11 protein-coding genes are annotated in these 13,218 nt (G+C 37.4%); 9 read left to right on the forward strand and 2 right to left on the reverse strand.

Annotated elements, in window-relative coordinates:
• Nucleotides 1-97: 97 nt before the first annotated feature.
• Nucleotides 98-361 carry a hypothetical protein gene (locus tag PRVXH_RS04345; protein ID WP_353894092.1) on the forward strand — a complete coding sequence of 88 codons (264 nt, stop codon included), beginning with the start codon at nucleotides 98-100 and terminating at the stop codon, nucleotides 359-361.
• A 107-nt stretch (nucleotides 362-468) separates the two neighbouring features.
• Entirely contained in the window at nucleotides 469-1,776 is a 1,308-nt protein-coding gene (locus PRVXH_RS04350) for a DRTGG domain-containing protein (RefSeq protein ID WP_353894093.1), read from the forward strand.
• On the opposite strand, the gene PRVXH_RS04355 is transcribed toward PRVXH_RS04350, so the two are convergent.
• Both PRVXH_RS04355 and PRVXH_RS04360 read right to left on the reverse strand, forming a co-directional pair.
• A complete protein-coding gene (locus PRVXH_RS04355) occupies nucleotides 1,777-2,259 on the reverse strand; it encodes a hypothetical protein (protein ID WP_353894094.1) in 483 nt (160 codons plus the stop codon).
• Nucleotide 2,260: 1 nt separating this feature from the next.
• On the reverse strand, nucleotides 2,261-2,587 hold the full coding sequence (locus PRVXH_RS04360) for a YtrH family sporulation protein (protein WP_353894095.1): 327 nt from the start codon (nucleotides 2,585-2,587) through the stop codon (nucleotides 2,261-2,263).
• 131 nt (nucleotides 2,588-2,718) lie between these two features.
• On the opposite strand from PRVXH_RS04360, the gene PRVXH_RS04365 reads away from it, so the two are divergent.
• From PRVXH_RS04365 to pfkA, 7 genes are all read left to right on the forward strand, one after another.
• Nucleotides 2,719-3,609: a phosphatidylserine decarboxylase gene (locus PRVXH_RS04365; protein WP_353894096.1), complete on the forward strand. Its 891-nt coding sequence runs from the start codon at nucleotides 2,719-2,721 to the stop codon at nucleotides 3,607-3,609.
• A 22-nt stretch (nucleotides 3,610-3,631) separates the two neighbouring features.
• Complete coding sequence (locus PRVXH_RS04370; RefSeq protein WP_353894097.1) at nucleotides 3,632-7,081, forward strand: DNA polymerase III subunit alpha; 3,450 nt, start codon at nucleotides 3,632-3,634, stop codon at nucleotides 7,079-7,081.
• Between the two features lie 23 nt (nucleotides 7,082-7,104).
• Nucleotides 7,105-7,581, forward strand: coding sequence for a phosphatidylglycerophosphatase A (locus PRVXH_RS04375; RefSeq protein ID WP_353894098.1), 477 nt, complete (start codon nucleotides 7,105-7,107; stop codon nucleotides 7,579-7,581).
• Nucleotides 7,582-7,687: 106 nt separating this feature from the next.
• Complete coding sequence (locus tag PRVXH_RS04380) at nucleotides 7,688-8,911, forward strand: malic enzyme-like NAD(P)-binding protein (protein ID WP_353894099.1); 1,224 nt, start codon at nucleotides 7,688-7,690, stop codon at nucleotides 8,909-8,911.
• 2,367 nt (nucleotides 8,912-11,278) lie between these two features.
• Nucleotides 11,279-11,929: a TrkA C-terminal domain-containing protein gene (locus PRVXH_RS04385; RefSeq protein WP_353894100.1), complete on the forward strand. Its 651-nt coding sequence runs from the start codon at nucleotides 11,279-11,281 to the stop codon at nucleotides 11,927-11,929.
• A 14-nt stretch (nucleotides 11,930-11,943) separates the two neighbouring features.
• Complete coding sequence (locus PRVXH_RS04390; RefSeq protein ID WP_353894101.1) at nucleotides 11,944-12,132, forward strand: glutamate decarboxylase; 189 nt, start codon at nucleotides 11,944-11,946, stop codon at nucleotides 12,130-12,132.
• Between the two features lie 114 nt (nucleotides 12,133-12,246).
• Nucleotides 12,247-13,206, forward strand: a complete 960-nt coding sequence (pfkA, locus tag PRVXH_RS04395; protein WP_353894102.1) for a 6-phosphofructokinase — start codon at nucleotides 12,247-12,249, stop codon at nucleotides 13,204-13,206.
• Nucleotides 13,207-13,218: the final 12 nt, after the last annotated feature.

A 13,218-nucleotide genomic window follows, 5' to 3' on the forward strand; every position in this document is an offset into this window, starting at 1 on the left:
TAAGTTCGACAACTGCTGATGAAATCCTGCTTTTTTAAAACAAATAAGAATACCTAATTTTACTAAGCATATTTAATTTAATAGGAGGTGCTAAATTATGTCTAAGGGGTATTTTAAAACACTTGCTGTAATTGCGATGATTGTAACTGGCTTGCTGTACTTTCCTAGTGTAAGTGTTGACAGTGTAGGAGGAGTTTTTTCAATTTGTTGGTACACGATAGCTTTTATATCATTAACGGCTTGCTATAAAGAGATGAGGAATCAAGATAAAAAGGCAGCAGAAACTAAAGTATTACCTAATGCAAAAGTTAAGTATAAACAAGAATCTAGACGCTCCAAAACTAAACTTTATGATGCGTAACTACTACATAACCTACATAGGCATAAAAAAATCCGACAATATTCGGATTTTTTTGTACCTAAACTCGCTTTATCTGTTATAATACAGAAATGGAGGTGTATTTAATAATGCCAGATACAAAACATAAAAAGATTATAGAGTATATCGAAAATCTTCCTATCGGATGTAAAATTTCGGTGCGAAAAGTTGCAAATGAGTTATATGTCAGTGAAGGAACAGCTTATAGGGCTATAAAAGAAGCGGAGTCACTGGGCTTTGTAACCACTATGCCCAGAGTTGGAACGGTAAGAATTAAGAAAAAGGACAAAGAACATATCGAACAGCTAACTTTTGCAGAAATTGTGAATATCGTAGAAGGGGTTGTTTTAGGTGGAAAAGAAGGGTTACATAAAACTTTAAACCGTTTCGTCATAGGTGCCATGGAAATAGAAGCTATGGTAAAATACATCGATCCAAACAATTTACTAATTGTGGGAAATAGATTCGAAGCTCAAAAAAAAGCTTTAGAAAAACAAGCTGCAGTGCTAGTTACAGGTGGCTTTGATGTTGAGCCAGAAATTAAAAAAATTGCAGATGAAAAGCAATTACCGCTAATTCAAACAACGTACGATACTTTTACTATTGCTACCATAATTAACAGAGCGATATATGACCGCTTAATAAAAAAAGATATAGTTTTAGTTGAAGATATCTGGGTGAAAAACCCAAAATATTTACTTTGTAACGATACAGTTGGAAGTTGGAACAAAATGGTGAAACAAACTACACATACTAGATTTCCGGTCATAAATAATGAAAAGAAGGTCGTAGGTATAGTAACAGCTAAAGATGTTGCAGAAGCTAGCATGGAAACTTCTGTTGAAAAAGTTATGACTAAAAATCCCACGGTGACCACTATTGACAACTCACTATCAGCTGTAGCCCATACCATGGTATGGCAGGGAATTGAGTTGATCCCGGTAGTTAATTCAAAAAAAGAGTTAATAGGTGTGGTAAGTCGCCAAGACGTGATGAAAGCTTTGCAGCATGGTCAAAAGCAACCTCAAGTAGGATTGACCTTAAGTGATATGGTCCTCAGTGAATTTAAAGAAGAGAAAATTTGCAATGGGGTAAAGCTATCGGGAAAAATAACTCCCATAATGACCAATCACCTAGGGGGAGCTAGTAACGGCGTGCTGATGACACTTCTGACAAACACCGCTTATGCTACAATGCAAAACTCAACCCACATCGATACAGTAACAGAAAATATAGTCACCTATTTTTTAAAGCCGGTACAAATCGATACGGAGCTAATCTTAGAAGGTAAAGTTTTTGAGCTAGGTAGAAAAACCTCTAAGGTAGAAGTATGTGCTTACTGTGAAAAAGAGCTTGTTTGCAAAGCGATAATCTCCCTTAGAGTGATGGAAGAATAGCTATTCTTCTGGGTCATCGGTTTCAACTAGCTCAGCATGTATGTATACTTTAGTAGTTTCCGCTATTATTAGCATGTCTAAACTACTTTTATATCGCCTATCCTCAATCACGAAGGTTCTATTGTGTACTATGTTGCGGACTAGGTTAGGGTTTATAGAGTCTACCTCTTCCCCTATCAGATTATTTAAAAGCTCGTTGATTCTTCCCTTTAATTCTAGTGCAATAACTTCATCGTCATATTCTAAAAAAACCTCTAACTCTCGCACAACTAAAACCTGCTTTTTTAATTGAGAGTCCTCTAATCGGTCTATGGTATTTTGGAGTTCCACCACATGGGTTTGTAACTGTTTTTTTTCTATATAAAGCTCATCAATTATCCTTCCTTGTAATATTTGGGATATTACGGCACCGGCTAACACGCCAATTAACAAGATTCCTATAGTTCTTATAAGCTTCTTAAATGAAAAATATAAAAGACGCATCTTACTCTCCTTTTGTAATTAGAAGTATAATAACATAGCCAACTTGGGCTCCACCATAAGCAAATAAAATTAATAAAACTTGCTTAAATACTACCGAAAGTTGGCCTTCTAACACCCCAGATTCAAAAGCCCTAATAGTTGAAAAAGTTCCCCCAAGCGCTGCTACCATAGCCCATATCTTTAGTTTGCTAGCTAAATCTAACATTGTATAAAATGGTGGTTTTGAAGTAAACAAAGTGCTTAAAGAGCCTATAGTAGCCCCACCTATTACTACACCTAAAGCTATACAAAAATCTAAAACTGCAGTAGACCAAAAATTATTTTCCATAACCTCACCCCTCTTTAAATCCTTCTTAAAATATAGTATATTTATAACACAGCTTAATTAGAAGGGTTATGAATAAAAACCTTTGGGGTAAAATAGCGCAAAGTTGAAAATTAAGTAAAGGGGTTACATTAATGGATATATACTATATAGATAGAGTTACAAAAGAGAAAAAGCGAGAGCAGGTACCCAGTACCAAGCTGTTAAATTGGCTTTATTACTCTAAGCCGGGGACAAAAACTCTAAATATGGTGGTTAAAAGAAAATGGGCTTCAACTATATATGGCCTAATTCAAAGTTTGCCTATGAGTAGATATAAGATTTCAGCATTTGTCAATCAATATGGTATAGACCTGTCAGAAGCTATAGACAGCGATCCAAAATCATATAGAAATTTTAATCAATTCTTTACAAGAAAATTGAAATCAAATGCACGGCCAATATGCCAGGAGAGGGATGCCATTATTTCACCTGTAGATGGCAAAATAATGGCTTATACAGATATCGATATAAATAAAGTAATACAAGTGAAAGGCTTTTACTTTACTTTAGCGGAGTTAATTAACGACGATAAAAAAGCTCAGGAATACTTAGGGGGGCTTTGCCTAGTTTTTAGATTATCGCCCGCAGATTATCACTGGTTTCATTTTTTTGATTGGGGAGAAGTGACTTCACATCGGAAAATAAAAGGAAGTTATTACTCAGTTAACCCCGTAGCATTAAGCCGAGTATCTAACCTGTATTGCAAAAACAAACGGCAAGTAACCCACTTTTTAAGCGAAAACTTTGGAGAGACAACAATAGTTGAAGTGGGTGCTACTTGTGTTGGAAGTATTATACAAACCTTTGATAATAACAAAGTTACTAGGGGAGAAGAAAAAGGTTATTTTAAGTTTGGTGGTTCTACGGTAATTTTGTTTATTAAAAAAGATCAGGCAGTTATTGACGATGATATAATTGAAAATAGCAATAATCAACTTGAGACATCAGTTATGTTAGGGGAAAAAATCGGAAGAAAGATTTAAATCAGGAGGGGAAAGTGGTATTATGTCTGAGTTTGTCCACTTGCACGTGCATACTGAGTATAGCCTTTTAGATGGGGCAGCTAAGATAAAAGATATAGTATCTAAAGCTAGAGAGTTTAATATGCCTGCCATGGCTATAACGGATCATGGAGTTATGTACGGAGTAATAGAGTTTTATAAGGAATGTAAAAAGCAAGGTATTAAGCCAATTATAGGTTGTGAGGTTTATATTTCGCCACAAGGAAGAAAACACAAAAAAGGCAAACCTAGCGAAGGAACAAATCACTTAGTGCTACTAGCTAAAGATGAAACCGGGTATAAAAACCTAATGAACCTAGTAACGCTAGGATTTACAGAGGGATTTTATTACAAACCTAGGGTAGATATGGAACTTTTAGAAAAATATAGCCAAGGGTTAATTTGCTTAACGGGTTGTTTAGCGGGCGAGCTGCCTCAGTTATTGATGCAAAAGCGCATAGAAGAAGCAGAAGAGCTTTGTAAAAGGTATCTAAGTATATTCAAAAGAGAGGATTTATACTTAGAGCTTCAAGATCACGGACTGATAGAACAACGAGAGGTAAACAGTCAGCTAATAAAGCTTTCGCAAAAACTAGATATAAAGCTAGTAGCTACAAATGATATTCATTATACAGACAGTAATCATCATTACCCACATGATGTACTTTTGTGTATCCAAACTGCCAATAAAGTTCATGAACAGGATAGAATGAGTTTTCCTAACAATGAGTTTTATTTAAAAAACAGACAAGAGATGGAGGAAAAGTTTAAGCATCTTCCTAAAGCGTTAGACAATACTTTGGAAATTGCTGATAAATGCAATTTTGAATTTGACTTTTCAAGTACACACATGCCCAATTACCCACTTCCTCCAGGAAAAACCACCCATGAGCATTTGACCGATCTTTGTGAGGATGGGCTTAAAAAATGCTATGGGGATAACATTACAGAGGAAGTCAAAGATAGACTTAAATATGAGCTAGATGTTATTAACACAATGGGATATAGTGGGTACTTTTTAATTACCTGGGATTTTATAAATTATGCTCGGAAAAATAACATTCTAGTAGGACCTGGCCGAGGTTCAGCAGCTGGTAGTTTAGTTGCGTATTCTTTGGGAATAACGAACATCGACCCACTTCGCTATGACCTTTTATTTGAAAGATTTTTAAATCCAGAGAGAGTTACAATGCCGGATATTGATATTGATTTTTGCTATGAGCGCAGGGAAGAAGTCATAGAATATGTAGTCGAAAAGTACGGGGAAGAAAGAGTAGCACAAATCATCACCTTTGGTACTATGGCTGCTCGAGCTGTTGTTAGAGACGTAGGAAGGGCATTGGGCATGCCTTACGGCGTGGTTGATAAAATAGCAAAGCTTATACCTTTTGAGTTAAATATGACTATCGAAAAAGCGTTGAAAATGGAAAAAAGATTGGAAGATTTATATCAACAAGACGAAGATGTAAAGCAGCTTATTGATGTGTCAAAAACACTAGAAGGTATGCCTCGGCATTCATCTACTCATGCTGCTGGAGTTGTAATTTCCAAAGAGCCTTTAACGGAGTATGTACCTCTACAAACCAGTGAGCATGGAGTAGTAACTCAGTTTCCTATGAATACATTAGAAGAACTTGGTCTGCTTAAGATGGACTTTTTAGGGCTAAGAACTCTAACTATAATAAACGAAGCTGTAAAAATCATACAAAAAACTAAAAAAGTTGATATAGACATAGAAAACCTATCTTTCGACGATCCCAACACCTATGAACTCATTTCTCAAGGGAAGACATTAGGTATTTTCCAACTTGAAAGTTCTGGAATGAGAAGTGTACTGAGGGAATTAAAGCCTTCCAAATTTGAAGATATAATAGCTGTTTTAGCGTTGTATCGCCCAGGACCTATGGAGCAGATACCAAAATTTATAAAAAGTAAGCATAAAGAAATTCCGGTTACCTATCCTCATAAAAAGGTCGAAAGCATCTTAGAAGAGACCTACGGAATAATGGTTTATCAAGAGCAGATCATGAGAGTTGCATCGGAATTAGCAGGATTTAGTCTTGGGGAATCTGATATTCTACGTAGGGCGATGGGGAAAAAGAAAAGGGATGTTTTGGCAGAGCAAGAGAAAAAATTTATTGATGGCTGCGTAAAAAATGGCCTGGCTCAAAATAAGGCAAAAGAGGTATACGACCTTATAGTAAAGTTTGCTGACTATGGGTTTAATAAAGCTCATGCCGCTGCTTATGCAGTGCTGGCCTATCAAACATCATATCTAAAAGCTAACTACCCAACAGAATTTTTAGCGGCTATGCTAACAGGTGCTATGGCATCGTCTGAAAAAGTCGCGTTATATATTCATGATTGCAAAGAATTGGGAGTTGAGGTTTTACCGCCTGACATTAACGAAAGTTTAAAAAACTTCACTGTAGTAGATGATAAAAAGATTAGATTTGGAATGCTTGCCATAAAAAATGTAGGTGGGGCTGTAATTGACAATATAATATATGAAAGAGAGCAAAACGGTACATTTCAATCCATGGAAGACTTTTGTTCTAGGATAACTAACTGTAACCGTCGGGTGCTCGAGAGCTTGATAAAGGCAGGAGCTTTTGATTCAATTAACGATAATAGAGCGCAGCTACTAGCTTCTATAGATGTGTTAGTAACCTTTTCCCAAATGATAAAATCACAAAAAGAGAGTGGCCAAATGTCTATGTTTGAGCTTATGGATGACTTTAGCAATAATGAAAGTTTATCATTAGAAGAAGTGCCGCCGTTTAGTTCAAAGGATAAGTTACAGCTGGAAAAGGAAGCTTTGGGAATGTATATTAGTGGCCACCCATTAGATGAGCATAAAAAGATATATACTCTTGGTGTTAAAAACACTTTAGAACTACAAGATATGAAAGACAATAGCACAGTTTTGGTGGCAGGTGTGATATCTAACGTTAAAAAAATAATGACCAAAAACAATAAGCCCATGGCGTTTGTAAGTTTAGAAGATGTATTTACTGAAGTGGAAGTCATTGTTTTTAATGATAGCTATGAAAAAAATCAAGCTCAATTGGAAAGTGACCAGCCTATAGTCGTAGAAGGAAAGCTTAGCTTTAAGGAAGAAGAAGGAGCTAAGATACTATGCCAAAAGATTTGGAACATGGATGAATACCTCAACTTAACTTCTAATAAAGTAAATAAGCAGAAGAATTTTGTCGCTAAGACTAAAGAAAAAAAACAACAAGAAAAAGTTTATATCAGACTTTCTAAAATGGATAAACAGACATTTGAAATGGTAAATCGACTACTAGATGTTTCACCTGGAGATCATCCTGTAATATACTATATTGAGACAGAAAAGAAAACTATACAGTCTAAATATAATGTTTCTATAGATGATAATATAATAGATGGATTGCGAGAGTTTTTGGGGAAAGAGAATGTAAAGGTCAAATAAATTTTGACGAAAGGGAGAGTAAGATGAAAAACTTAGCTGAAGAAATGCTAATTGAACGTGGGGTTAAATTACAAGATATAGGGGAAATTGTTCTGGAAATTCAAAAGCCTTATATACCTGACCTCAACCTAGAAACATGTGTTGAACATGTGTCAAAGGTTTTAGAAAAAAGGGAGGCACAAAATGCAATCTTAACTGGTTTAGTGATGGATATGTATGCAGAGAAAAACATGTTTCCAGAGCCTTTACAAACAATACTAAAAGAAGATGAAGGCCTTTATGGAATTGATGAAATATTAGCGCTTAGCATAACTAATATCTATGGGAGTATCGGTTTTACTAACTTTGGTTACTTAGACAAAAGTAAAATTGGTATAATAGGCAGGCTAAACGACAAGTCAAACGGTAGCGTAAACACCTTTTTAGATGACCTAGTAGCAGCTCTAGCAGCAGCCGCCGCATCTAGGTTAGCACATCAACAAGAAGACGCAGTAATTTAATATAAAGCCGATAAGGTTGACGGACCTTATCGGCTTAACTTATAATATACATGAATGTGAATTGTAAATAAAATTTTGTAAATTATTTCACAAGGAGGATCTAATAATGCGAGAAGAAGCGTTGAAAATGCACAAAGAAAATCAAGGAAAACTAGAAGTGGTGAGTAAAGTCCCATTAAAAGATGCCGACGACTTAAGTTTAGCTTACTCACCAGGGGTAGCTGAGCCATGTACAGAAATACATAAGGATAAATCTACTGCATATGACTACACCGCCAAAGGGAATCTAGTAGCCGTTGTATCTGATGGTACTGCTGTGCTAGGGTTAGGAAATATCGGTCCAGAAGCTTCGATGCCGGTAATGGAAGGTAAAGCAGTGCTCTTTAAATCTTTTGCGGGGGTTGACGGGTTTCCAATTTGTGTAGACACCACAGACCCAGATAAAATTGTAGAGTTAGTGAAACTAATGCAGCCAACCTTTGGTGGCGTGAATCTAGAAGACATTGCAGCTCCAGCTTGCTTTGAGGTGGAAAGAAAGCTAAAAGAAATCTGTGATATCCCTGTTTTCCACGATGATCAACATGGAACTGCAATCGTTGCCGTAGCCGGTTTAATAAATGCCCTTAAAATTGTAAACAAAAAGGCTGAAGATGTTAAGGTAGTAGTAAATGGAGCGGGAGCTTCAGCTATTTCCGTTACAAAGTTAGTTATAGGTCTGGGTGTAAAAAATATTATCATGTGTGATAGACAAGGGTCAATTTACCAAGAGCGTCAACAGTCAATGAATAAATATAAAGAAGAAATAGCACGTATTACAAATCCAAATAACGAGAAAGTAAGCTTAGATGAGGCCATGGAAAATGCCGATATATTTATCGGGCTTTCTGCTGGAAACGTAGTAAGTGAAGAAATGGTAAGTAAAATGGCAAAAGACCCAATTGTGTTTGCCATGGCCAACCCAACCCCAGAGATTGACCCAGCATTAGCAAAAAAAGCCGGTGCTAAAATTATAGGAACAGGTAGGTCTGACTACCCAAATCAAATCAACAACGTTCTGGCATTTCCAGGAATTTTCAGAGGAGCCCTAGATACTCGAGCTTCAGATATAAATGAAGAAATGAAAATTGCGGCAGCAAAAGCAATTGCAGACCTAATACAAAACGAAGAACTATCCGAAGAATATGTCATCCCTAACCCCTTTGACCCAAGAGTTGCACCAATGGTAGCCAAAAGAGTAGCACAAACAGCAATGGATACCGGCGTAGCAAGAATTAAAGTGGATCCTGATGAGGTGGAGAGAAGGACTAAGGCTTTGGCTACAATAAAATAAATCTAGACGGCTTAAAAGCACTCATCTTCTTCGTTACTCAAAAAATCCTATACTCCCTACACAAAGCAAAGGGAGTATAGGATTTTTTTTTTATTAGCCATGTCCTGACCGTACACCGTACATAATGTACTGACATCAAACCTCCGACTTCCCACTACCACTAACAGGTGCCTCGAATCTAAGCACTTTTAAGCCGTCTGGAATGGTAATTAGTAGTATGAGGTTAGATGTTAGTAAAAACCACCATAACAAAATAGGGGGGGAGAGTCATCCCGAAAGTCATCCTGAGAGCGCAGCCGAAGGATCTAGCCCACAAGGGCGCAGGACCCACACAAATGACAAACCCATGAGCATGTCAGTTCAGGGTTAAAGCGTAGCAGGTAATTCATTGCCTGCGGACATCGAATCTCAAATGGATCCAACTTCTAACTACCCACTTCACACTACTGCTACAATACGCCCTGCCAGTAAATGACAAACCCTTCAGTAAGCCTTAAGCGGTAAAACCTATCGAACGAACTACTGTATCTATGACCAAGCAGAATAAGCAAATTTGGAGTGAGTTTCAGACCCAGCATGTAGCGAATTTATACGTTTTCGCGGCCAATAGTTTTAGTAATGGTAATTAGTAGTATGAGGTTAGATGTTAGTAAAAACCACCATAACAAAATAGGGGGGCGAATCTCCGAAGAGTCATCCCGAAAGTCATCCTGAGAGCGCAGCCGAAGGATCTAGCCCACAAGGGCGCTAATTTCAAGCCCTAATTGGCCACGGTAAACATAACGAAACAAGCTACATGCTTGGTCCAATCCCATTCATATTAGGTGACCATGTAGGAAAGGCCTTGTTTTAAATGCAGCAGGTATAAAATATAGACACTGTTCTTATAAAATGTATATTATTAGTAAAATCTCCTCCAGTTTAACGAAACCCATTTATTTGCAGACCAAGCAGAATAAGCAAGTTTGGAGTGAGTTTCAGACCCAGCATGTAGCGAATTTATACGTTTTCGCGGCCAATAGTTTTAGTAATGGTAATTAGTAGTATGAGATTAGATGTTAGTAAAAACCACCATAACAAAATAGGGGGGCCGAATCCCCGCAGAGGTATCCCGAAAGTCATCCTGAGGAACACCGAAGGATCTAGCCCACAAGGGCGCAACAGCCACCCAAAACTCAAAGCATGCTCAGGTCAGTTCAGGGTTTGTCATTTACCTCTGGGCTACGGAGTTTCTCTGCTGTTTCTCCACATGTTCGACACCTTTGGCTTATAAGACGACATATCCATGTCTTTGATGTCAATGAAAGATAGCTTAACGCCAAGGGCTTACTCACAGGGAAAAAAGACGCAGATGACTAATACGCCCTGCCAGCAAAAGACAAACCCTTCAGTATGCACAAGCGGTCTAACCCTATCCAACTATCTTCTATCTTACTGGTTACCTGAGGTCATCCTGAGGAACACCGAAGGATCTAGCCCACAAGGGCGCAACAGCCACCCAAAACTCAAACCATGCTCAGGTCATTTCAGGGTTTGTCATTTACCTCTGGGCTACGGAGTTTCTCTGCTGTTTCTCCACATGTTCGACACCTTTGGCTTATAAGACGACATATCCATGTCTTTGATGTCAATGAAAGATAGCTTAACGCCAAAGGCTTACTCACAGGGAGAAAAGACGCATCGAAACAATACGCCCTGCCAGTAAATGACAAACCCTTCAGTAAGCTCTAGCGGTAAAATCTATCGAACGAACTACTATCTCACTGGTTTCCTGACGTCATCCTGAGCTTGCCGAAGGATCCAGCCCGCAAGGGCGTAAACCACACAAAATGGCCAAAAACGAACCAAGCATTTTACCAACCTCTAACTTCTCACCTCTGACTACCATTATCCCACGTATTAGAAGATACGCTCCCGCCCTGGTCCATCAACTGCGCCTAGAACCTAGACACTTCTAAGAAGTCTGACCATTTGGGTCTTCATCTATGGTTACCCAAATGGATCCCACTTCTAACTTCCCACTTCTCACTACTCCTACAATACGCCCTGCCAGTAAATGACAAACCCTTCAGTAAGCCTTAAGCGGTAAAATCTATAGAACAAACTACTGTATCTATGACTAAACAGAATAAGCAAATTTATACGTTTTCGCGGCCAATTGCTTTTAGTAATGGTAATCAGTAGTATGAGCTTAAGATGTTAGTATCCTGACCGTACATAATGTACTGACATCAAACCTCGAATTTCCCACTACCATTTCATATTACTTATAAATTATTGAAGGATTTTAATTGATGACAAAGAATTACTAAATAAGAAACAATAGATAATAAATGTAGACATAAAAACAGTAAAGGGATGAATTAAATGTTAGTTCTTGCAGTTTGTTTAATAATATTTCTTGTTTTTGTTATGGAAGTGGGGGCGATAGCCTTTAAAATAACTGGTGTAGAATCATCAAACGCTAGGTTTCAATCCTTATCTGCTATTACTGGTACTGGTTTTACCACAAAAGATGCCGATGTTATAACAAGAAGTAAGACCAGAAAGAAAATATGTATGTTTTTAATGGTAATAGGTCATATAGGGCTGGCCGTTATAGTGGCTTTTGCTCTTAATTTACAACATTTTTTCTCAACTTGGCAACTTTTGGTGGGTTCCTTGCTGGCTATACTAACATACTTATTTGCTAAAAATAGAGTCTTTGTTGACAAGCTAGATAAACAAATAGAAACGCAGTTGGTAAAAAAGCTGCATTTTAGAAAAGAACCTATCGAAGAAGTACTCATAATAAATGATGAGTATAAAGTAGCTGAAGTTAAGCTAGAAAAAGAATGTAGTTTAACTGATAAATCTTTAGCGAGCCTCCACTTAACTACTAAAGATATTTTAGTTCTAGCAGTAAAAGGTGAAGAAGGAGTAATATTAGCTCCAAAAGGAAAAGATATCATTAGAAAAGGTGATACATTAACTGTGTATGGAAAAATTAAAAATCTAGAAGAAATAATATGCAAATAAAAGGAGGTAATCTTATGTGGCAAGTGGTGTATATAGCCCCTGATGATTACATGGCAGACAAAATAAAATATAAGTTAGGTCAAGAAGGTTTCATGGTTCAATTGAGGCATTTATCGAAATCAGAGCGTTCAGGACAAGTCGAGATACTTGTACCAAGTTCTGAAGCTCAAGATGTGGCAGAAATTATTTCAAAGTTAGACTAATCTTACAAAAAGTATTGCACCTTGCAAGATTAAGATGTAAAATGATGATATAAGAGTAGTTACAAAAAAGTCCCTTCGGGACAAAAAAAGTCCTACAGGTTGGGAGGAGTACATATGAAAAAAATTGCAGTAATGACAAGCGGTGGAGATGCACCAGGAATGAATGCAGCTGTTCGAGCAGTCGTTCGTAAGAGTATTTATCATGGCTTAGAAGTTTACGGCATCCATAGAGGATTTTTAGGGTTGCTAAACGGAGATATTAAGCCAATGAATTTATCTTCTGTAGCAGATATAATACAGCGTGGTGGCACAGTATTAAGATCTGCAAGGTGTGAGGAGTTTAAGTTAAAGGAAAATCAAAAAAAAGCAGCTCAAATTCTAAAGTCAAAAGAAATTGAAGGAATTATAGTAATAGGTGGCGATGGTTCTTTTCAAGGAGCAGCCTGTCTTGCAGCCCAAGGTATAAAGGCTATCGGTGTTCCTGGAACTATAGACAACGATATTCCTTATACTGATTATACTATTGGCTTTGACACTGCGGTAAATACTGCCTTAGATGCCATTAACAAAACCCGAGACACTGCAACATCTCATGAGCGGACTTTTGTTATTGAAGTTATGGGTAGGAACTGTGGAGATATTGCTCTAGCTGCGGGGTTAGCCGGTGGTGCTGAATCCATTTTGGTCCCCGAGATAGAATATGACATTGAGCAGGTGTGCAAAAGACTCAATAAGGGTGCAGAAAGAGGAAAACTTCACAGTATTATTTTGGTGGCGGAAGGTGTAGCCAGTGGATTTGAAGTAGGTGAACAAATTAAAAAAAGAACAGGGTTTGAGACAAGAGTGATAGTTTTAGGCCATATTCAAAGAGGAGGCATGCCATCTTCCTTTGATAGAGTTCTAGCTAGCAAACTTGCAGCTAAAGCGGTAGATTTACTTATAGAGGGCCAGAGTTCAAAAATGGTGGGAATAAAAGAAAATAAAGTTATATACGTAGATATTTTAGAGGCAATAAAAGCACCTAAAAAGTTTGATAGAGAAATGTATGAATTAGCAAAAATCTTATCTATATAAAGAGGAGGAACA

This window comes from Proteinivorax hydrogeniformans, from assembly GCF_040515995.1.
Taxonomy (GTDB): Bacteria; Bacillota; Proteinivoracia; order Proteinivoracales; family Proteinivoracaceae; genus Proteinivorax; species Proteinivorax hydrogeniformans.

Bases quoted from the DNA above. Each gene is read 5' to 3' on its own strand.
- PRVXH_RS04345 (WP_353894092.1), top strand. From the start codon at position 98: ATGTCTAAGGGGTATTTTAAAACACTTGCTGTAATTGCGATGATTGTA.
- PRVXH_RS04350 (WP_353894093.1), top strand. From the start codon at position 469: ATGCCAGATACAAAACATAAAAAGATTATAGAGTATATCGAAAATCTT.
- PRVXH_RS04355 (WP_353894094.1), bottom strand. From the start codon at position 2,259: ATGCGTCTTTTATATTTTTCATTTAAGAAGCTTATAAGAACTATAGGA.
- PRVXH_RS04360 (WP_353894095.1), bottom strand. From the start codon at position 2,587: ATGGAAAATAATTTTTGGTCTACTGCAGTTTTAGATTTTTGTATAGCT.
- PRVXH_RS04365 (WP_353894096.1), top strand. From the start codon at position 2,719: ATGGATATATACTATATAGATAGAGTTACAAAAGAGAAAAAGCGAGAG.
- PRVXH_RS04370 (WP_353894097.1), top strand. From the start codon at position 3,632: ATGTCTGAGTTTGTCCACTTGCACGTGCATACTGAGTATAGCCTTTTA.
- PRVXH_RS04375 (WP_353894098.1), top strand. From the start codon at position 7,105: ATGAAAAACTTAGCTGAAGAAATGCTAATTGAACGTGGGGTTAAATTA.
- PRVXH_RS04380 (WP_353894099.1), top strand. From the start codon at position 7,688: ATGCGAGAAGAAGCGTTGAAAATGCACAAAGAAAATCAAGGAAAACTA.
- PRVXH_RS04385 (WP_353894100.1), top strand. From the start codon at position 11,279: ATGTTAGTTCTTGCAGTTTGTTTAATAATATTTCTTGTTTTTGTTATG.
- PRVXH_RS04390 (WP_353894101.1), top strand. From the start codon at position 11,944: ATGTGGCAAGTGGTGTATATAGCCCCTGATGATTACATGGCAGACAAA.
- pfkA (WP_353894102.1), top strand. From the start codon at position 12,247: ATGAAAAAAATTGCAGTAATGACAAGCGGTGGAGATGCACCAGGAATG.